The organism is Rhodococcus sp. IEGM 1341, assembly GCF_030056895.1.
Classification (GTDB): Bacteria; Actinomycetota; Actinomycetes; order Mycobacteriales; family Mycobacteriaceae; genus Rhodococcoides.
On sequence record NZ_JASHKV010000003.1, the window covers coordinates 185,666 to 206,139 of the forward strand.

Here is a 20,474-nt window from a genome sequence, read left to right on the forward strand (position 1 = left end):
TTGCTCCTTTGTTGAGTCCGTCGACCTGACGGTATGGACTTGGTGTTGCCCGCCCGTCAAGCTCGTGTTTCGCCCGTGTTACACGTCCTGGCTCACGACTGGCACGGACAACAGTACGTCCAGGTGTTTTCCCGTGTGCCCGACCGCGCCTATCCTTGAAATCATGGCACGAATGACAGGGTCCTGGTTGTCCGGACCGGCCTCGGCGAACCCACGTGAACCCCAGAACTTTCGCGGGGAGGAGTTGGGTCTGCCGCAGCAGGGCGTCGGATCGCTGGCAGGTACCGGACGTAGAGTCCTCGCGTTGCTGCTGGATTGGACGATGGCCACCGGCGTGGCGTCGCTGATTCTCGGCGGATACACCACCAGTGGCCTGATCTCGACGATCGTGCTGGCCGTGTGGTTCGGAGTGGGACTGGTGAGCGTCTCACTGTTCTCGTTCACCCCGGGGCAGTTCGTCGTCGGTGTTCAGGTGGCACGCATCGACGCCCATGCGCGGGTCGGATTCGTCCGCGCCCTAGTTCGCCAATTGATTCTGCTGTTCGTCGTACCGGCCGTCGTGACCGACATGGACGGCCGAGGAATGCACGACCGCGCAACGGGAACAGCCCTGCTGCGGACCCGCTGAGGGGTCGTCGCACCAGGGCTGTTTCGAGTGGTCGTGAGTACTAGCGGCGCTTCATGGTCCGCTGAACGCCCTTCATCTTGGCTCCGCCGGGAATGGGTCCCTTCGGCATCGCCGGGCCCCCCTTGGTGCCGAGAGCGGAAAGCCGCGACTCGATGGTGTCCATGCGCTTGCCGTCGATGTTCTTCGGCAACTTCGACAGGTACTTCTGCAGACCCGACAGCGGAATCTGGTTCTCCTCGTTGCCGACGATGATGTCGTAGATCGGAGTATCGCCCACCAAGCGGGCGGTCTTCTTCTTCTCTTGCGCCAACAACGACTTCACGCGGTGCGGTGCACCCTCGGCCACGAGGATGACACCGGGCTTGCCGATGACACGATGCACGGCGTCGAGATGGGTGGTTCCGGCGATCGCGTTGGTCACCCGCCACGACCCCTGCAGATTGTCCAGGGCCCACGCGGCCGCTCCGGCCTGCCCGTCGGCCTTCTTGTACACCGACTTCTGCACGCGGCGACCGAAGATGATGAACGCAACCAGGACTCCGAGGAGCAGTCCGATGGGGAGCAGGAACCACTGGAAACCGAAGGCCAGGCCGATGAGGAATCCGAGGAGCCCCAGCCCGACCACCGACCCGATCATCAGCGGCAGGAGAACCTTGTCGTCCTTGCGCTGCATCTGAAACGCCTGCCAGAGTTGCTTGCGCCGTTCCCTCGATGCCTGCTTGCGCGCCGCCTTGGCAGCCGCTTTTGCTTCCTTGCTGGGCTTTGCTGCTTTGCCAGCCTTACTGCCGTTCGCCATACCTCACAGGATACGTCCTGTGCCGACGCTCACTCGCACCGCTCCGGATTGGGAACGACGATCAGCGCGCGGCCAGACGAGCCATCAGCGAGCTGGCCTCCTGAGAGGCCTCGCCACCATCGGTCAGGTGGCTCATGCTCTCGGGCAATTCTCGGCCGTGATGCGCCATGGCCTGTGCGTAGAGGCGTCCGGCGCGGTACGAGGAGCGGACCAACGGACCGGCCAGCACACCGGCGAACCCGATCTCGGTGGCGTAATCGGAGTGCTCGACGAACTCTTCCGGCTTGACCCAACGCTCGACCGGGTGGTGGCGCGGCGACGGGCGCAGGTACTGGGTGATGGTCAGGATGTCGCAACCGGCCTCGTGCAGATCACGAATGGCTTCCTGCACCTCTTCCGGGGTCTCACCCATGCCGAGGATCAGATTCGACTTGGTGACCAGACCGTCGTCGCGGGCCGCGGTGATGACGTCCATCGACCGCTGATACCGGAAGGCGGGGCGGATGCGCTTGAAGATGCGCGGCACCGTCTCGACGTTGTGCGCCAACACCTCGGGGCGGGAAGAGAACACCTCGGCCAGCTGATCCGGCTTGGCGTTGAAATCGGGGATCAACAGCTCGACGCCGGTGTTGGGGTTCAGCTTCTTGATGTACCGCACCGTCTCGGCGTACAGCCACGCGCCGCCGTCCTCGAGATCGTCCCGAGCAACGCCGGTGATCGTGGAGTAGCGCAGACCCATGGCCTGCACGCTCTCCGCCACCCGGCGCGGCTCGTCTCGATCGAGGTCCTCCGGCTTGCCGGTGTCGATCTGACAGAAATCGCAACGGCGGGTGCATTGCTCACCGCCGATGAGGAAGGTCGCTTCGCGATCCTCCCAGCATTCGTAGATATTGGGGCAGCCGGCTTCCTCGCACACCGTGTGCAGACCTTCACGCTTCACAAGACCCTTGAGCTCGGTGTATTCCGGGCCCATCTTCGCTTTGGTCTTGATCCAGTTGGGTTTGCGTTCGATGGGGGTCTCCGCGTTTCGGATCTCGAGGCGGAGCAGCTTGCGTCCTTCTGGGGCCACAGTCACAGAGTCGATGCTACGCGCCGAAGCGGACCGTGGTGAACTGCGGGTTGATCGACGCACTCGTGACGGCCGGATGTTCGATCTCGTGATCCTGCACGGGCATCGACCCGTCCAGCGCGGCCAGAACGGCCTCGGTGACAGCAGCGGTTACCTCGCCGACGGTGACGTCTCGGCCCAGCTCCAGCGACAGCGACGTCACACCCGCATCGGCGATGCCACACGGGACGATCGCATCGAAGCCGGTCATGGCGGCGTTGCAGTTCAGTGAGAATCCGTGCAGCGTCACCCCACGCTGAACGCGTACTCCGATGGCGGCGATCTTGCGTTCGGGAAGCCACGCGCCGTCGCGCATCTCGGCTGCCAACCACACTCCCGATCGGCCGTCGACGCGTCCGCAGTCGATGCCGTACCTGGACACGACGGAGATCAGAGCTTCCTCGATCCGGCGCACGTACTTGACGACGTCGATCGGCTGCTCGAGCTTCACGATGGGATAACCCACCAGTTGGCCCGGACCGTGCCAGGTGATCTTGCCGCCACGATCGACCTCGACGACGGGAGTGCCGTCCCGCGGCATGTCTTCCTCGGCAGTGCGCCGCCCTGCCGTGTAGACGGACGGATGCTCGAGCAACAGCAGCGTGTCGGATCCGACACCATCTGCCCGGGCTCCGGCCAGCTCGCGCTGCAGTGCCCAGGCCTCGGTGTACTCGACGGTGCCCAACTCGCGCACCACCATCGGTTCGGAGCTCGCGCGCGCCGACACTACGGCCGACGAAGAGTTCGCATCACTCATGAATCGGAACGGTACGCCGCGTCAGGAGCCGACGGCCACCCGCAGTGCCTCTCCCACGGTGTTGTGCTCGAAGGTGTAGCCCGCGTCCTCGAGAGCCTTCGGAATTGCCCGTGGCCCGGTGAGAATGGCCTCCTCGGCGAATTCTCCGATCACTGCCTTCAGTGCGAAGCCGGGGACGACCCAGGGGGCCGGACGGTGCACCGCGCGCGACATCGCACTGTTGAACTGCGCGTTGGTCACCGGAGTGGGGCCGACCATGTTGACCGGGCCACGCAGGGAGTCGTTCTCGATGCCGTGGACGATGGCGCCGATCTCGTCCTCGAGAGAAATCCACGGGAAGTACTGGCGGCCACTGCCGAGCCGCCCGCCGAGGGCGAACAGATACAGCGGCCGAAGCTTGCCCAACATGCCGCCGCGCTGCGACAGCACGACGCCGCTGCGCAGCATGATCGTGCGAACACCCGCGTCCGACGCCGCAGACGTGGCGTTCTCCCAATCACGACAGACCTCGGCCAGGAACCCCTCACCGACGGGAGCCGTCTCGTCGACCACCCGATCGCCCGTGTCGCCGTAGAAGTTGACGCCGCTCGCGTTGATCAGAGTGGGCACACCCGCGTCGGCGGCAGCCCCTGCGAGTACTTCGGTGGGAGCGATGCGGCTGTCCCGTACCAACTGCTTGTACGCACCGGACCATCTCTTGTCACCGATTCCGACACCACAGAGGTTGACGATCGCGTCGGCTCCGGCGAGCGCGGCCGCATCGACGCTTCCGCGCGATGGATCCCACTGTGACTCGTCGGGTCCGGCCGGTGATCTCCGAACCAGGCGGGTGACGTCGTGGCTACGGCCCCGCAGCGCTGCGACCAGGGCCGTGCCGATCAAACCTGATGAACCTGCAATGACTACGCGCATGTGAACGAAAGCCTCCTTGACGCAAACGGGGCATCATTCGCGAACGAATGATGCCCCGGATGCACGGTTCGTGCCCCTCTTTTCGAGACTCCGATGCGAATGTTTCGCGCTCTCACCAGAATACGTGAGAGTAGCGATTCGCCGGTTGCCTACAGGCCGAGATCGGCCTCGAACGACGCCACTTCGAGACGCTGCTTGATCGTCGTGAGGAAGCGTCCCGCATCGGCTCCGTCCACCAGGCGGTGGTCGTAGGTGAGCGGCAGGTAGCACATCGAGCGAACACCGATCGACTCGTTGCCCGAGTCGTCCTTGACGACGACCGGACGCTTGACGATTGCGCCCGTGCCCAGCATGGCGGCCTGCGGCGGAACCAGGATCGGGGTGTCGAACAAGGCACCCTGGCTGCCGATGTTGGTGATCGTGAACGTGCCACCGGACAGCTCGTCGGGCTTGAGCCCACCCGAACGTGCACGGGTCGCGATGTCGTTGATCGCCCGAGCCAGCCCGGCGAGCGACAGGTCGCCCGCATTGTGGATGACGGGGGAGAGCAGACCCTGCTCGGTGTCCACGGCGATACCGAGGTGGACATCGGCGTGGTACGTGATCTCCTTGGCTTCCTCGTTGATGCTCGCGTTGACGTTGGGATGCGCCTTCAGAGCTTCGACGACAGCCTTCGCGAAGAACGGCAGGTACGTCAGGTTGACGCCCTCGTTCTCGGCGAACTTCGCCTTCGCCTTCGTCCGCAGACCGGCGATCTTGGTGACGTCCACCTCGAAGGTCTGGGTGAGCTGCGCAGAGGTCTGCAGCGACTCACGCGTCTTCTTCGCGGTGATCTGCCGGATCCGGTTGATCTTCTGCGTGGTACCGCGAAGATGCGCGAGCTCGGGACGAACACCGGCGGTGGCCGGCGAAGCAGGCTTGGCGGCCGCGGCGGGCGCAGCCTCGGCGGCCGGAGCAGCCGGAGCCTTCTTGGCCTCGGCAGCAGCGAGCACATCCTGCTTGCGGATGCGTCCACCGACACCGGTGCCCTTGACCGTCGAGAGGTCGACATCGTTGTCCGACGCCAGCTTCCGAACCAACGGCGTGACGTACGGGCTGGAATCACCCGACGGTGCCGACTCCTTGGCGGGAGCAGCCTTGGGGGCCTCCTGCTTGGGCTCGGCCTTGGGTTCGGGCTTCGGTTCGGCCTTCGGGGCTTCCTGCTTGGGAGCCTCCTTCTTGGGCTCTTCCTTCTGCGGCTCTTCGGCCTTGGGGGCCTCGGGCTCCGGGGTGGCCTCGGGCTCGGGGGCCTTCTCGGCCGGCGATCCCGATCCGATGACAGCGAGCTGGCCACCGACGGCGACCGTGTCGTCTTCCTCGGCGGAGATCTCGAGCAGAGTTCCGGCGACCGGAGACGGGATCTCGGTGTCGACCTTGTCGGTGGAGACCTCGAGCAGTGGTTCGTCGACAGCAACCTCGTCGCCGACGGCCTTGAGCCAACGGGTCACGGTGCCCTCGGTGACGGACTCACCCAACTCGGGCATCGTCACCGGGGTGCCTGATCCGGACGAGTCGGACGATGCACTCGCTGCGGGTGCCTCCTCCTCGGCCTGTGGCTCGGGCTCGGCTGCGGGAGTGGGCTCCTCGGCAGCTTCCTCGGGTGCCGACTCCTCGGCGGGGGCAGCTTCCTCGGCCGGCGCGTCGGACGAGGGAGCCTCGCCTGCGTCACCGATCTGGGCGAGCTCGCCACCGATCTCGACGGTGTCGTCTTCCTGAGCGACGATCTTGGTCAGAACACCGGCTGCAGGCGACGGGATCTCGGTATCGACCTTGTCCGTGGAGACTTCGAGCAATGGCTCGTCGACTTCGACGGTGTCGCCTTCTTGTTTGAGCCACCTCGTGACAGTTCCCTCGGTGACGCTCTCACCAAGAGCTGGCATCTGGACGGAGAAGGCCATGTCTGTTGACTCCTCGACAGTTGTGTGCGGGTGATGTGGTTCGACGACTCGTGGTCGCAGACCATTGTGCTGGCGGAACAGGGTTCATGGACGAGAGTTGCGTGATTCGGTTCGACGGAGGCGCCGGTGCACAAGACACCGATCGAGCGTGTTCGGCTCGACACAGCGCCCACGTAGACACTCCCTCTCGGCAATTCACTTACTCACTTCACGAGCCTTGGTTCACTATCAAGAGAGCTGAACCCTCTAATGTCATCCTTCCATTGTTATCGCCTCGCCGTTCCCCTAGGGCGTTCAACACGCCTGGCAAACTGGCGGGTAACAACATTCCGGCACCCGAACCGGTGATCCATCGGCCGTACGAAAAGGATGTTCTCGTGGGATTGTTCGATCGACTCAAACGAAGCGGCGGGTCCGCGAAACGTGGCCCCGAGGGGTCGGTTGCCCAGTACCTGGCCGATTGGACGGCCGCTCGAATCGGTGTCGAGGCCTACGTCGAGCCGAAGACGACGGTGACCCCGCTGACGGTGGTGCTCGTCGCGAACGACGGCGAGTGGACCCGTCGGCCGCTGGATGAAAAATATGCACGAAAGATCGGACGCGACCTGAAGATGCCGGTCTACGACGTGCGCAAGACCGGCTACCCCCAGCGCATGCGCGATCACGACGCTCGCCAGAAGATCATCAAGAAGCGCGAACAGCAGCAGCGCGATCTCTGACCGAAATCCGTGCGTGCAGATTCGGATCCGCACGCACGGACTGTGCCATCAGCCGTTCTCGACGATGTCCTCGAGGACCGCGAACATCGTCCGTACGGGAACGCCGGTGCCGCCCTTGCCGGTGTACCCGAAGGGCCCGCCGGTGTTGTACGCCGGTCCCGCGACGTCGATGTGAGCCCATTCGACACCCTCGGGGACGAATTCCTTCAAGAACAGCGCAGCGGCCAGCATTCCACCGGCCCGACCGTTGGTGACGTTCGCCAGATCGGCCACCTTGGAATCGAGTTCACGTCGGATCTCCTTCGGCAACGGCATCGGCCACGCGTTCTCGCCGATGGCCTGAGAGATCTCGGCGACGCGGTCGCGGAAGTCCTCGGTGCCCATGACCCCTGGCGTTCGATTGCCGAGCGCGACCACCTGGGCCCCGGTCAGTGTCGCGGTGTCGATGAGGTAATCCGGATCGTCCTCGCAGGCACGCACGATCGCGTCGGCCAACACCAAGCGGCCTTCGGCGTCGGTGTTGATGACCTCCACGGTGATGCCGCCGTACTGGGTCAGGACATCGCCCGGACGCTGCGCTGTGCCCGACGGCATGTTCTCGGCCATCGGCACCGTCGCGACGACGTCGAGCGGTAGATCGACCTTCGCGGCCAGGATCACCGTCGCGATGACCGCAGCCGCACCGCCCATGTCCGAGGTCATGTTCTCCATGCCCGCAGCGGGTTTGATGGAGATGCCGCCGGTGTCGAACGTGATGCCCTTGCCCACCAGGGCGACCTTTTTCGCGCCCCGCTTGCCGCCCGAGTGCGTCAGGCGAACCAGTCGCGGCAGGCGTGAAGAACCCTTGCCGACGCCGTGAATGCCGCCGTAGCCGTCCTTCTCCAGTGTCTTGTCGTCGAGGATCTCGACCTTCAGACCTGCAGCCGTACCCAGCGCCTTCGCCTGCGCCGCGAACTCCTCCGGGTAGAGGTGACTCGGCGGGGTGTTGACGAAATCACGTGCTACAGCGACGGATTCGGCAATGGCGATCGAGCGTGCCAGCTCGTTCTTGGCGTCCTTCGAGCGCGTGTCGGGCACGAGCAACTCGACACGGGCGAGGGGAAGACCGTCCGCCTTCGGTGCCGAGAGCGAGGACTTGAACTCGGTGAACTGATACGCGCCGAGAAAGAAACCTTCCGCGGCCGCACCGAGATCGAGTGCCGACAACGTGGTCGCAACCGTATCGACGCCTTTCAGTGCACGGGCCGCGGTTCCGGCGGACTGCCGGATGCGCTCGCTGTCGATGTCGGCTGCGCTACCGAGGCCGACCGCAAGGACGCTGTCCACGGACAGGCCGGCCGGTGCCGGAATGCGCACCAGTTCATCGGCCTTGCCGGTGGCACCGACGGACTCGAAGGAATCGAGCAGCGCAGCAGCGACGGCGTCGTCGGAGATGTCGTCGGTGATGGCGAGCTCGAGGCCGTCGTCGCTGGTACTCAGCGCGACGACGAGAACGTCGACTTTCTTACCGAGCTTGCCCGCGAGGACCAGGTCGGGTCCGAGAGTGCGGGAAGGCGTCGAGGGTGAAGGCACGTGGCTGCTCCTGTAGGGGTTGACGTGTACGTACCTCGATCCTAATGACGGCTCGTCGAGGGACGCAGTCGGTCTGCCGGGCCCGCGACGGCCGTGATGTGAGCTAGCGTGACCGCCATGACCGACACCGAGCTGATCGAGGGACCACTTCACGCCGTGCACACCGAATTGGGTGCGACATTCGCACCTTTCGGCGGCTGGACCATGCCGGTGTCGTACGCCGGGGTCGTCGTCGAACACACGGCAGTGCGAGAGGCCGTGGGTCTGTTCGATGTCGGGCATCTCGGCAAGGCGTCGGTGACCGGACCCGGTGCCGCTGCGTTCGTGAACTCCGTTCTCACCAACGATCTGAACCGAATAGAACCGGGCAAGGCGCAGTACACGCTGTGCTGCACCGAATCCGGCGGCGTCGTCGACGACCTGATCGCCTACTACGTCTCGGACGAGGACGTCTTTCTGGTGCCGAACGCGGCGAACACGGCGGCCGTCGTCGCGGCGATGGCCGAGCAGGCACCCGACGGGATTTCGGTGGTGAACCAGCACCGTGAGTTCGGAGTCCTGGCCGTGCAGGGACCGAAATCGACCGAGGTTCTTCAGGAACTGGGCCTGCCGACCGACATGGACTACATGGCGTTCGAGGACGCCACCTGGAATTCGGTTGCGGTGCGAGTCTGCCGAACCGGATACACCGGCGAGCACGGCTACGAACTGGTTCCACCCGCGGGCGACGTCGAACCGCTCTTCCGGGCGCTGATGGCTGCAGTGCGGTCTCGTGGGGGACAGGTGTGCGGGCTCGGAGCGCGCGACACATTGCGCACCGAGATGGGGTACCCGTTGCACGGACACGAACTGGCACTGGACATCTCGCCCCTCGAGGCGCGCTGCGGCTGGGCTATCGGGTGGAAGAAGGACGCGTTCTGGGGCAAGGAAGCCTTGTCCTCGGAGAAGGAGAGCGGACCGGCGCGTGTGCTGCGTGGACTGAGGGCTCTCGATCGCGGTGTCCTGCGCCCGGGCCTTGCCGTCAGGGCATCGGGGCAGCAGATCGGAACGACGACGTCCGGCACGTTCTCGCCGTCGCTGAAGATCGGAATCGCCCTCGCCCTGCTCGACGCAGAAGCCGCTCCTGCGGTGGGCACCGAGGTCGAAGTCGACGTTCGTGGGCGAGCGTTGCGCTGCGAAGTGGTCGCGCCGCCCTTCGTCGCAGCGAAGACCAGGTGACCGCGCGAGAGCTCGGTGGCCGTGACGATAGGATCTCGGGCATGACAGGTGTCTCCGAATTCACGTACGTGCAGCATCCCTCGCCCGCTACGCCCGCCGTGCGCGACGCGGTGCTCGCTGCACCCGGTTTCGGAAAACATTTCACCGATCACATGGTGTACATCGACTACACCCGTGACGGCGGATGGCACGATGCCACGATCGCGCCGTACGGTCCGATCGAGCTCGACCCCGCCGCGATGGTCCTGCATTACGGCCAGGCCATCTTCGAGGGACTCAAGATCTACCGTCAGCCGAACGGCGACCTCTCGACCTTCCGAGTGCACTCCAACGCCGAGCGCTTCCGCTCGTCGGCTCGCCGTCTGGCGATGCCGGAGTTGCCCGACGAGCTGTTCATCGGATCGATCGAGAAGCTGCTCGAACTCGACCACGACTGGGTCCCCGCGGCAGGCGGCGAGGACGCGCTCTACGTCCGGCCGTACATGTTCTCCACCGAAGCCGGACTCGGTGTCCGCCCGGCCGATTCGTACCGCTACTTGTTGATCGCCTCTCCCGCAGGTGCGTACTTCCCCAGAGGCGTCAAGCCGGTGAGCGTCTGGCTGTCGACCGAATACGTCCGGGCCGCACCGGGCGGCACCGGAGACGCGAAGTTCGCGGGCAACTACGCCGCATCTCTGCTGGCGCAGGCACAGGCCAGCGACGAAGGATGCGATCAGGTGGTCTGGCTCGATGCCATCGAGCGCCGGTACGTCGAGGAGATGGGCGGGATGAACCTGTTCTTCGTCTTCGGCTCGGGCTCCGACGCACGACTGGTGACGCCGTCGCTGTCCGGGTCACTGCTCCCCGGCATCACTCGCGACTCGCTGCTGGCCCTGGCAACCGACGCAGGCATCCCCGTCGAAGAGCGTCGGATCTCCACCGAGGAGTGGCGCAAAGGGGCCGACTCCGGCGAGATCACCGAGGTGTTCGCTTGCGGCACAGCAGCGGTCATCACACCGGTGGGTAGCGTCAAGTCCACCGAGGGGGCGTTCGAGATCGCGGGCGGCGAGCCTGGCGAGATCACGCTCGCACTGCGCGACACGCTCACCGGTATTCAGCGCGGAACGTTCGCCGATACGCACGGCTGGATGACCACGCTCCGCTAGCTTCCCAGAAGCAGGCCGACCGCGGCCAGCGCGGTGGTGGTCTCGATTCCGGCTCCGAGCACGTCGCCGGAGAGCCCGCCGAAGCGTCGCACGCAGTGGCGAGTGAGAATTACCGCGACGGCGAGTACGACTACGACCACCAGCGCTCCCTGCCACGGTCGGTCGGGACGAATGTACGTGGACATGGCCGTTGCCACGCCTGACCACAACGCCACGGCTGCGATCGACTGAGTGCCTGCCACCAGCGCGCCGAAGCCGCTCGGTGCCGCCGCCTCGATCCCTCGGCGACACGCGACGACCACCGACACCCGTCCGATCACCGAGACACACACGATGGCCCACCACATGTGCAACTGCGCGAGCTGGCCCAGGCTTGCGGCCTGTATCCCCAGCACCAGAGCAAGTGATGCCACGCCGAACGGACCTGCGCTGCCGGACTTCATGACTTCTCGCGCGCGCTCGGGAGGTCCGTAGCAGCCCAGTCCGTCCGCGGTGTCGGCCAAGCCGTCCAGATGCATACCCCGAGTGAGCAATGCCGAGGCCGCGACGGCGAGCAGTCCGCCGAGGAGAGGCGTCAGGCCCGCCGTGATCGACACCCACAGAACGATCGCGCTGATGCTGCCGAGGGCGATGCCGACGACTGGAGCGAGCGCTATCGCGCGCCCGGCGGAGTCCCTGTCGACCTCCTCGGGGCCGCGCACGGGAAGCACCGTCAGCCAGGAGAACGCGAGCACCAGTGAATCGGCTGGGCTGCGCACCGTCAGTGGTCTTCGGCAGTGCTGCGGTCTTCGGCGGTGCTGCGGTCTTCGCTGTCGCCGGTACTGACACCGGAGTCGGCGAAGGTTGCCATCGAATTCAGGGTGCCGACACCCGCACGAACCAGAGGCAACGCCGTCAGCGCTCCCGAACCTTCGCCCAGTCGCATCCCGAGCTCCACGATCGGTTCGAGACGCAAGTGCCGCAACGCAAGTGAATGGCCAGGCTCGGCCGAGCGATGCCCGGCAACCCACCAGTTGCGTGCCCCGGCCGCCGCGTCCTCGGCCACCAATGCGGCCGCGGTCACCACCAGGCCGTCCAGAATCACCGGGGTTCGCCGATGCGCTGCCTGTGCCAGAAAGCCGGCGAGGGCCGCGATGTCGGCACCGCCCGCGACACGCAGCAAATCGGTGGGGTTCTTCGCGACCGGGCGGGCTCGACGCATCGCGTCTCGGATCGCTGCGGTCTTCCTGATCCACCCCGCGTCGTCGATTCCGGTGCCGCGACCGACGGCGGCAACCGGCTCGGTATCGGTGAGGGTGGCGATCAATACCGTTGCAGGAGTGGTGTTTCCGATACCCATGTCACCTGCGATGAGAAGATCTGCGCCGCCGTCGACCTCTTCGTCGGCGATGGCGGCTCCGGCAGCGATCGCGGCCTCGACCTCGTCCTCGGTGAGTGCATCCTCGCGGTCGATCGATCCACTGGACCGTCGAATCTTGAACGCGGACACCGAAGAATCCGTATCGGCGTCGACCGCGATGTCGACAACCCGAACCGCGGCACCGGCGATGGCCGCCAGCACGTTGACCGCTGCGCCGCCGGCGCGGATGTTCGCGACCATCTGAGCCGTCACCTCGGGAGGGTAGGCAGAGACTCCGTGTGCGGCCACGCCGTGATCGCCGGCGAAGACGACGACACGCACTCGTTCGAGAGACCGCGGCGGGCAGGCGTCCTGGCAGGCGGCGATCCACTCACCGAGCGCCTCGAGGCGACCGAGGCTTCCGGCAGGCTTGGTCAATTCCCGTTGCCGGTCGGCGGCGGCCGATCGAGCCGAGTCCGACGGAGCAGTCACCGGACGAAACGGCGACGACGCCGAATCCTCTTCCGAAAGAATTGTCACACTGTGCCTTTCGCGGTGATGAAGTCCGCCGGAGGGTCCTTGAGGGTCAGCGCGAGTCCTGCGACGACCAGCAGAACCCTGTCACATACTGCCGCGAGCCGAGAATTGAGCAATCCCAGCTCGTCTCGGAAGAGGCGACCGGAACGGGACTCCGGCACCACAGACAAGCCGACTTCGGGGCTGACGAGCACAAGGTGGGACGGGCAGTCCGCGACTGCCCGAACCAGATCGTCGACAGCCGGCGCGATCGTGCCGCGGGGGAGCTCCCAGGCCTGTGCATCGTCGAGCATTCCCGTCAGCCACGTTCCCAGATCGTCGACGACGGTGGTGCCGTCCCACGGCTGCGTCACGACACCGGACAGAGACGTGACGGTTTCGACGGTGGACCAGTGTCTCGGTCTCGACGCACGGTGACGCTCGATGCGAAGCTGCCAGTCCTCGTCGGTGGCGTCCCGCCGACCGGTCGCGAGGTAGCGAACCGGCTCGACAACGGCAAGCGATTCCGCGTGCCCGGACTTGCCGGATCTGGCTCCACCGAGCACGAGGGTTCGTCTCGGTTCGCCCACCGACGTCAGACGGCCTCGCCGGCGCTGACTCGCGGCTTGGGTGCGCGCATCTTGCGGATCTGGGACGCACGGACGAAGGCGTACCACCCGATCCTGAAACCGCCGTCGGTGGTCTCGGGGAACCGCACCCGGATCTTGTTGTTGATCATCTTGCCGAGGTAGATGCCCTCGCCGACCATGAAGAGCATCATCACGAACATGCCGAGGGTGACGTACTGCTGCACCTGCGGCTGCAGGAACAACGCGAAGATCAGGATCAACGCCAGCGGCATGAACAGGCCGACGAGGTTGCGTCGTGCATCGACGATGTCGCGTACGTATGCACGCACCGGACCCTTGTCGCGGGGGAGCAGATACTTGTCTTCGCCCGCCAGCATCCGTGCGCGTCGTTCGGCTGCGGCGGCGCGTCGCTCGTTGGAGGCGGCCTTGCGATCTTCTTTGCTGCCCTTGTTCGCCTTGCGGCGCTCGCGTGCCTCTTTGCTCGTCAGAGGAGCAGGAGCAACCGGTCCGCGACGCCGAGCTTCGGCATCACGGCGCTTGGGGGTCGGCCGGCCCTTGCCGAGAGACACCGAAGGGGTCGCGTCGCTCCCGGCCGTCGTCGACTCGGATTCGTTCGAGTCGTTTCCGTCCGAATTGTCAGAGTTTCCACGGCGTAGCAGCTTCACGCACTCAGAGTATGGGATGGCCCGTTGCCCACGAACACCGGCCAGGTCAGCGGCGAAACAGCGGATGCCGTTCCGGCGCTGCAGCCCTAGACTTCCGACGATGCGAGTGATGATTGCGCCGGATTCGTTCGGAGACACCTTGACTGCCGCGGCCGCGGCCGACGCCATCGCCAGGGGATGGGCCTCGGTTCGTGAGACCGACGAACTCGAACTCGCGCCCCAATCCGACGGCGGCCCCGGGTTCGTCGAGGTCCTGGCCTCGCGCATCGGCACCGTGCAGACCGCAGACGTGGACGGGCCCCTCGGCAACCCGGTCCGAGCCCACTGGCTGCTCGACGGTACGGCGGCGTACATCGAATCGGCTCAGGCCTGCGGACTGCATCTTCTCGACGGCCCGCCCACTCCACTGTCAGCACTGAAGGCGAGCAGCTACGGCGTCGGTCAGCTGCTCGACGCCGCTCTCGACGCCGGTGCGCGAACGGTGTTCGTCGGGCTCGGGGGAAGCAGCTGCAGCGACGGCGGGCGCGCGATGATTCGTGCGCTGGGCGGACTCGGATCGGCGGTCGCGCGATTGTCGGGCATCGACCTCGTCGCCGCGTCGGACGTGGAGAACCTGCTGCTGGGCGACGCCGGTGCGGCCCGAGTGTTCGGTCCACAGAAAGGTGCCGACGCAGACACCGTCGCTCGGCTGGAGGAGTCGAACACCGATTGGGCTGCAGTGCTCTCTGCCGCCGGCTACGACGTGGCAGACCGACCGGGAGCCGGAGCCGCAGGAGGTCTGGGGGCGGCACTGTTCGCACTCGGCGGCAGGCAGCTACCCGGTGCCGTCGTGGTGGCCGAACGAACCGGGCAGCAGGAACTGCTCGACTCCGTCGACCTGGTGCTGACCGGTGAGGGCAAATTCGACTCGCAATCGCTGCGCGGCAAGCTGGTGACCAGAATCGCTGCCGCGGGCGGCGCGACGGGCATCGACACGATCGTGCTCGCGGGGCAGGTCACGTTGTCGAAGGACGAACTGGAGTCGGCGGGCATCTCGGCTGCGCACTCGATCAGTGAGTTCGCGGGTTCGGTCGAGCTGGCGATGTCGGATGCGGCGAATCAGCTCGAACAGTTGGCCGCGCGCGTCGCGGCCGACGTGGTCGACACCGGTGTGCGAGCGAGGCGGCGAGCGTGAGGAATAGAGCTACCGGGAGTACGGTTGAGTCATTCACGGGTTGTACGACTGATAGGGAGAACCCATGACCGTTTCGAATGAGACCGCAACGACCGAAACCACGGCACACAAGGTCACCATGACGGAGACCGCGTCGACCAAGGCCAAGGCGCTGCTGGATCAAGAAGGCCGTGACGACCTCGCGCTGCGCATCGCCGTGCAGCCGGGTGGTTGCGCAGGACTGCGCTACCAGCTCTTCTTCGACGACCGAAGCCTCGACGGCGACCTCGCGGTCGACTTCAACGGCGTCACTCTCGCAGTGGACCGGATGAGCGCTCCCTACGTGGAGGGTGCATCCATCGACTTCGTGGACACGATCGAGAAGCAGGGCTTCACGATCGACAACCCGAACGCCACGGGATCGTGCGCGTGCGGCGACTCGTTCAACTGAGCTGACTCGTACTCGACTGTGACCGGTACACGCATGCGTGTACCGGTCACAGTCGTGTCTGCCCGTCGACTCCACAGCATCTACGAACCGAAAGGCCTTCCTTCGTGACACTCGCGGTATCCGGCTCGATAGCGACCGACCATCTGATGCGATTCTCCGGACGGTTCGCCGAGCAGATCGTCGCCGATCAGCTCTCGAACATCTCGTTGAGCTTCCTGGTGGACGATCTGGTCATTCGCAAGGGAGGTGTCGGCGGAAACATCGCGTACGCACTCGGAGTTCTCGGCGGCGCGCCTCTGCTCGTCGGGGCCGTGGGACCGGACTTCGCCGAGTACCGGACCTGGCTCGAGGAGCACGGCGTCGACTGCAGTGGTGTGAGCGTGTCCGCTACCGCACACACTGCCCGCTTCGTCTGCACCACGGACGAGGACATGGCGCAGATCGCGTCGTTCTACCCCGGAGCGATGAGCGAGGCCCGGGACATCTCCATCGAGGCACTCGCGGCGCAGCACGCGATGGACCTGGTTCTGATCGGTGCCAACGACCCCGACGCGATGACGGCGCACACGGCGCAGTGCCGCGCTGCAGGCATCCCGTTCGCGGCCGACCCGTCGCAGCAGCTCGCTCGGCTCGACGCCGCGCAGGCAACCGACTTGATCGACGGTGCCGCGTACCTGTTCACCAACGAGTACGAATGGGCGCTCCTCAAGCAGAAGACCGGCATGTCCGACGCTGACATCGCCGACAAGGTGGATCTGCGCGTCACCACCCTGGGCAAGCGTGGCGTGGACATCGTCGAAAAGGGTGGTGTGCACACCCATGTCGGTGTCGTGCCAGAGACGAGCAAGGTCGATCCGACCGGTGTCGGCGACGGCTTCCGAGCAGGTTTCCTCACCGCCCACATGGCCGGAGCCAGCATCGAACGTGCAGCGCAACTCGGTTCGCTCGTGGCCGTGCTGGTGCTCGAGACCACCGGCACTCAGGAGTGGGATCTCAACCGCGACGACGCGATCAAGCGTCTGACCTCTGCCTACGGTGCCGAAGCGGGCGAGGAGATCGGGGCATTGCTCCCCGCCTGATCGAGGTTGTTCGTTCGCCCACCGGATCAATGTGGCTTTGTTGCACTCCGAGCGACCGAAAGTCGCATTGATCCGGCGGGGACGGTCGGCCAGGTCAGATGTTGACCGGATACTCCGGTTCGGCGATCTGCGGCACGATGCGCTTCTCGACGAAGATGCCGTGCCACACCATGAAGATCAGCAGCGTCCACAGTCGACGGCTGTGATCGGACTTGCCGGCGCGGTGATCGTCGAGCATCGCCATGACGGCGGCCTTGTTCAGCAGGTGATCGGTCTGCGAGTCGGCGATCTGCTGGTGCGCCCAATCGAAGAGTTCCGGTCCGCGCAGCCAATGGCGCAGTGGCACAGGGAATCCCAGTTTGGCGCGATGGAGTACGTGACCGGGAACGATTCCCTCGAGCGCCTGACGCAGAGCGTACTTGGTGGTGCTCTTGGTGATCTTCTGGTCGAGCGGGAGCTTCTCGGCGACCTTGTAGACCTCGGAGTCGAGGAACGGAACGCGCAACTCGAGTGAATTGGCCATGGTGATCTTGTCGGCCTTGACCAGAATGTCGCCGCGCAACCAGGTGAACAGATCCAGATGCTGCATCCGAGCCACCGGATCCCATCCCTGCGACTGCGCGTAGATCGGCGCGGTGACGTCCTGATGGGTCCACTCGGATCGGAACTCGCGCAACACCGATCGCAACTGCGCGTCGTTGAAACTGCGTGCGTTGCCGTAGTACCGCTCTTCGAGAGTCATGGATCCACGGTTGAGCAGGCTCTTGCCGCGAGTGCCCTCGGGGATTCGCTCGCTCAACGAGCCGGCCGCACGTCGAAGGAAGGCGGGAAGCGACTCGAACGGCTTCAACGACAGCGGTTCGCGGTAGATGGTGTAGCCGCCGAACAACTCGTCTGCGCCTTCGCCGGAGAGCACGACCTTGACGTGCTTGCGGGCTTCCTTGGCGACGAAGTACAGCGGCACCAACGCGGGGTCGGCCACCGGATCGTCCAGATACCAGACGATCTCGGGGATGGACGCCGCGAACTCCTCGGGTCCGACGACCTTCACGATGTGCCGAGCACCGATTGCCGCGGCCGACTCCGCTGCCACGTCCACCTCGGAGTAGCCCTCGCGCTCGAATCCGGTGGTGAACGTGATCAGGTCGGGGTTGTGACGGATCGCCAGAGCTGCGATGGCCGTCGAATCGATTCCGCCCGAGAGGAAGGAGCCGACCGTGACGTCGGCGCGCATGTGTTTGGCAACCGAGTCTTCGAGTGCCTCGGCGATTTCCTGGTACCGCGCCTTCTCGCTGCCGGGTGCGAAGGGCTGAACCGGGAACTTCGGGGTGAAGTAGCGAGTGACCTTCGGCGGCGTGCCCGGTGACAGCGTGGCGTAGCAACCGGATTCGAGCCGCCGAACGCCTGCGTGCAGGGTTTCGGGCTCGGGGACGTACTGCAGCACCGTGTAGTGCTCGATGGCACGCGGATCGAGATCGGTGTCGACGCCGAGCAGATCCATCAGCTCGAGCACGCTCTTCTTCTCGCTACCGAACGCGGTGCCTCCGGGACCGGTGGCCAGGAACAGCGGCTTGATGCCGAAGGGATCGCGTGCAACGAACATCTCGCGCGTCTCGGTGTCCCAGATGGCGAAGGCGAACATTCCTCGCAGACGCTGCACGGCGGCAGCGCCCCAGTAGTGGAATGCCGCAACGATCGACTCGCTGTCACCTTCGGTGGCGAATTCTGCCCCGTGGTCGCGCGCGAGTTCCGCACGCAACTCGAGGTAGTTGTAGATCTCGCCGTTGAACACCAGTGCGTACCGGTTCGGCGACTCGGGCGGACCCCACCGCATCGGCTGGTGCGAGTGTTCGATGTCGATGAACGAAAGTCGATTGAAGCCGTAGACGACGTCGTCGTCGTGCCAGGTGCCACCGGGCTCGTCCGGGCCACGATGGCGCATGCAATGAGTCGCCGAGCTCACCAGCTCGACGCCGGCGGCGGTCGTTCCGTGAGATGTCAGTACTCCGAGCAGTCCACACACAGCGTCTGCTACCTCTTCTCGCAGTTGGGGACAATGCCGGGGGCCGGATCTCCGCGTGTCGTCAGCGGGACGGTCGATCAGCAACCGAGTATGCCGCAGACACGCTCGAACCTAGGTAACGACCCAAGGGTGGCTCCGCGTCAGCTTTGGTCTACGCTGCGTAGTACTCGGGCATCTCCATGTGGAAGCCCTTATTCTTCAGTGGTGGGCAATCAGGAAGGCGTGAACGTGGCGCATAGTCGGATCCTTCGGCGAGCGGGGCTGACAGCATTTCTCGGTGTAGCCGCGTTGATGCTGTCGGGCTGTTCCATCAGCAGCGACAACGTACTCAATTTCGGTTTCGCCTCGGGCGTCACCCCGCAGGGGCGACGCATCGGCGACCTGTGGACGTGGTCGGTCATTGCCGCCCTGGTCATGGGCATCATCGTGTGGGTTCTGATCTTCTGGGTGGTGCTGTTCCACCGTAAGAAGAAGAGCTCACCGGAGTTCCCTCGCCAGACGGCCTACAACGTTCCGCTCGAGTTGTTCTACACGGCGGTTCCGTTCGTGATCATCGCCGTCCTGTTCTACTTCACCGTCGTGGTGCAGAACTACGTCGACGAGAAGCAGGCCGATCCCGATGTCCAGGTGGATGTCACGGCTTACCAGTGGAACTGGAAGTTCGGCTACCGCACCATCGACCTCAAGGACGGTGCCGCCAAGTACGAGGGCACCGACGAGGAGGAGCAGGCTGCCGCCGAGGCGGCTGCCACTCCGGGCGAAGGTGCCGAGGGTAGCGAGGACGGCGAGTTCGTTCCGGGACCGATCAACGGAGCATCCACGCAGGATCTGTCGTACCTGCACTACAACAAGATCGAAACGGTCGGCTCGAGCGAAGAGATCCCGGTCCTGGTTCTGCCGACCGGTAAGCGCATCGAATTCGTGCTCGCGTCCTCGGACGTCATCCACGGATTCTGGGTTCCGGAATTCCTGTTCAAGCGCGACGTTCTTCCGAACCCCGAGGAGAACCACTCCGACAACGTCTTCCAGATCAGCGAAATCGAACGCGAAGGCTCCTTCGTCGGACGGTGCACCGAAATGTGCGGCACCTTCCACTCGATGATGAACTTCGAGGTTCGTGCCGTGTCTCCCGAGCGGTTCGAGCAGTACATCGAGCTGCGCAAACCTCTGTCCGAAGGCGGAGACGCGCTGACCAACGCGCAGGCACTCGAAGCCATCGGTGAAAGCCCCCTCGCAACGAGCACCGCTCCGTTCTCGACCGACCGCACCCTCCGCACAGCCGCTGTCGCTGAAGGCAACTGACCAAGGAAGCATGCTGATATGAAAATCGAAGCCAAGATCTTCGAAATCCTCACTGTCTTCTTTCTCCTGGTCGGCATCGTGTACGCGTTGTTCACGGGCCTGAGCCGCACAGGAGTCGAGTGGGCCGGAGTCACCGCGATCTTCCTGTCGGTCGGTCTGACGTTGATCGTCGGAACCTACTTCCGATTCGTCGCACGACGCCTCGACACCCGACCCGAGGACTTCGACGACGCCGAAGTCAGCGACGGCGCAGGAGACCTGGGCTTCTTCAGCCCCGGTAGCTTCTGGCCGATCGTGCTCGCAGGAGCCGCGTCCATCACCGCCATCGGATTCGCCTTCTTCCAGCCGTGGCTCATCGCCCTCGGCGTGGTGAGCGTCATCGCTGCGGCCGCAGGTTTGGTGTTCGAGTACCACGTCGGTGCCGAGCGCCACTGACTTCATCTGCTCCACCCGAAAAGGGCCCCGGTTGTTCTCACGAGCGACCGGGGCCCTTTTCTGCTGTCCGAGTACAGGCCCAACAGGATGGTCCGCTCATAGCGCTGTGAGGTGACACGGAGAGCGAGC

At 65.1% G+C, this 20,474-nt stretch carries 20 protein-coding genes; 9 read left to right on the plus strand and 11 right to left on the minus strand.

Translation table 11 applies throughout. The annotated features are described in order from the left end of the window. Positions 1–163 precede the first annotated feature (163 nt). On the plus strand, positions 164–628 hold the full coding sequence (locus tag QM615_RS10310) for an RDD family protein (RefSeq protein ID WP_149406144.1): 465 nt from the start codon (positions 164–166) through the stop codon (positions 626–628). Between the two features lie 40 nt (positions 629–668). Here the strand turns inward: QM615_RS10310 and QM615_RS10315 are convergent, their stop codons facing one another. The 5 genes from QM615_RS10315 to sucB all read right to left on the minus strand — a co-directional run bounded on the left by QM615_RS10315 (position 669) and on the right by sucB (position 6,138). Beyond that, a complete protein-coding gene (locus QM615_RS10315) occupies positions 669–1,424 on the minus strand; it encodes a DUF4191 domain-containing protein (protein ID WP_094640148.1) in 756 nt (251 codons plus the stop codon). A gap of 61 nt (positions 1,425–1,485) precedes the next feature. Then, entirely contained in the window at positions 1,486–2,499 is a 1,014-nt protein-coding gene (lipA, locus tag QM615_RS10320) for a lipoyl synthase (RefSeq protein WP_176459221.1), read from the minus strand. A 10-nt stretch (positions 2,500–2,509) separates the two neighbouring features. Further along, positions 2,510–3,289, minus strand: a complete 780-nt coding sequence (gene lipB / locus QM615_RS10325; RefSeq protein WP_149406143.1) for a lipoyl(octanoyl) transferase LipB — start codon at positions 3,287–3,289, stop codon at positions 2,510–2,512. A gap of 21 nt (positions 3,290–3,310) precedes the next feature. After that, positions 3,311–4,201: a TIGR01777 family oxidoreductase gene (locus QM615_RS10330; RefSeq protein ID WP_149406142.1), complete on the minus strand. Its 891-nt coding sequence runs from the start codon at positions 4,199–4,201 to the stop codon at positions 3,311–3,313. A gap of 149 nt (positions 4,202–4,350) precedes the next feature. Next, on the minus strand, positions 4,351–6,138 hold the full coding sequence (gene sucB / locus QM615_RS10335) for a 2-oxoglutarate dehydrogenase, E2 component, dihydrolipoamide succinyltransferase (RefSeq protein WP_149406141.1): 1,788 nt from the start codon (positions 6,136–6,138) through the stop codon (positions 4,351–4,353). Positions 6,139–6,515: 377 nt separating this feature from the next. Between sucB and QM615_RS10340 the strand changes: the two genes are divergently transcribed. Further along, positions 6,516–6,857, plus strand: coding sequence for an oxidoreductase (locus tag QM615_RS10340; protein WP_094688555.1), 342 nt, complete (start codon positions 6,516–6,518; stop codon positions 6,855–6,857). 48 nt (positions 6,858–6,905) lie between these two features. Here QM615_RS10340 and QM615_RS10345 read toward each other — a convergent pair whose 3' ends face one another. Next, positions 6,906–8,429, minus strand: a complete 1,524-nt coding sequence (locus QM615_RS10345) for a leucyl aminopeptidase (protein WP_149406140.1) — start codon at positions 8,427–8,429, stop codon at positions 6,906–6,908. Between the two features lie 117 nt (positions 8,430–8,546). Between QM615_RS10345 and gcvT the strand changes: the two genes are divergently transcribed. Then, positions 8,547–9,647 (plus strand): glycine cleavage system aminomethyltransferase GcvT, encoded by a 1,101-nt coding sequence (gene gcvT, locus QM615_RS10350; protein ID WP_149406139.1) that lies wholly within the window; start codon positions 8,547–8,549, stop codon positions 9,645–9,647. A gap of 41 nt (positions 9,648–9,688) precedes the next feature. Beyond that, positions 9,689–10,792: a branched-chain amino acid aminotransferase gene (locus tag QM615_RS10355; RefSeq protein ID WP_149406138.1), complete on the plus strand. Its 1,104-nt coding sequence runs from the start codon at positions 9,689–9,691 to the stop codon at positions 10,790–10,792. Here the strand turns inward: QM615_RS10355 and QM615_RS10360 are convergent. Genes QM615_RS10360 through QM615_RS10375 form a run of 4 tightly spaced genes read right to left on the minus strand, consistent with a single transcriptional unit; the run spans position 10,789 to position 13,902 of the window. Continuing rightward, the gene (locus tag QM615_RS10360) at positions 10,789–11,550 is read right to left on the minus strand and encodes an adenosylcobinamide-GDP ribazoletransferase (RefSeq protein ID WP_149406137.1); all 762 of its coding nucleotides are present in this window, start codon (positions 11,548–11,550) and stop codon (positions 10,789–10,791) included. The two genes, QM615_RS10355 and QM615_RS10360, sit on opposite strands and share 4 nt — an antisense overlap. Before the next feature lie 2 nt (positions 11,551–11,552). Continuing rightward, the gene (gene cobT / locus QM615_RS10365; RefSeq protein WP_149406136.1) at positions 11,553–12,671 is read right to left on the minus strand and encodes a nicotinate-nucleotide--dimethylbenzimidazole phosphoribosyltransferase; all 1,119 of its coding nucleotides are present in this window, start codon (positions 12,669–12,671) and stop codon (positions 11,553–11,555) included. After that, positions 12,668–13,237 (minus strand): bifunctional adenosylcobinamide kinase/adenosylcobinamide-phosphate guanylyltransferase, encoded by a 570-nt coding sequence (gene cobU, locus QM615_RS10370; protein ID WP_149406135.1) that lies wholly within the window; start codon positions 13,235–13,237, stop codon positions 12,668–12,670. The genes cobT and cobU overlap by 4 nt, the downstream gene beginning before the upstream one ends. A 5-nt stretch (positions 13,238–13,242) precedes the next feature. Continuing rightward, entirely contained in the window at positions 13,243–13,902 is a 660-nt protein-coding gene (locus tag QM615_RS10375; protein ID WP_068052118.1) for a DUF3043 domain-containing protein, read from the minus strand. A gap of 100 nt (positions 13,903–14,002) precedes the next feature. On the opposite strand from QM615_RS10375, the gene QM615_RS10380 reads away from it, so the two are divergent. From QM615_RS10380 to QM615_RS10390, 3 genes are all read left to right on the plus strand, one after another. Next, positions 14,003–15,076, plus strand: coding sequence for a glycerate kinase family protein (locus tag QM615_RS10380; RefSeq protein WP_149406134.1), 1,074 nt, complete (start codon positions 14,003–14,005; stop codon positions 15,074–15,076). 64 nt (positions 15,077–15,140) lie between these two features. Further along, positions 15,141–15,506 carry a HesB/IscA family protein gene (locus QM615_RS10385; protein ID WP_068052114.1) on the plus strand — a complete coding sequence of 122 codons (366 nt, stop codon included), beginning with the start codon at positions 15,141–15,143 and terminating at the stop codon, positions 15,504–15,506. Positions 15,507–15,610: 104 nt separating this feature from the next. Continuing rightward, positions 15,611–16,585, plus strand: a complete 975-nt coding sequence (locus QM615_RS10390) for a carbohydrate kinase family protein (protein WP_149406133.1) — start codon at positions 15,611–15,613, stop codon at positions 16,583–16,585. 94 nt (positions 16,586–16,679) lie between these two features. On the opposite strand, the gene asnB is transcribed toward QM615_RS10390, so the two are convergent. After that, positions 16,680–18,608, minus strand: coding sequence for an asparagine synthase (glutamine-hydrolyzing) (gene asnB / locus QM615_RS10395; RefSeq protein WP_149406132.1), 1,929 nt, complete (start codon positions 18,606–18,608; stop codon positions 16,680–16,682). Between the two features lie 222 nt (positions 18,609–18,830). Between asnB and ctaC the strand changes: the two genes are divergently transcribed. Further along, complete coding sequence (gene ctaC, locus QM615_RS10400; RefSeq protein WP_068052110.1) at positions 18,831–19,910, plus strand: aa3-type cytochrome oxidase subunit II; 1,080 nt, start codon at positions 18,831–18,833, stop codon at positions 19,908–19,910. An 18-nt stretch (positions 19,911–19,928) separates the two neighbouring features. Beyond that, complete coding sequence (locus QM615_RS10405) at positions 19,929–20,345, plus strand: cytochrome c oxidase subunit 4 (protein WP_068052104.1); 417 nt, start codon at positions 19,929–19,931, stop codon at positions 20,343–20,345. The last annotated feature ends 129 nt before the right edge of the window (positions 20,346–20,474 follow it).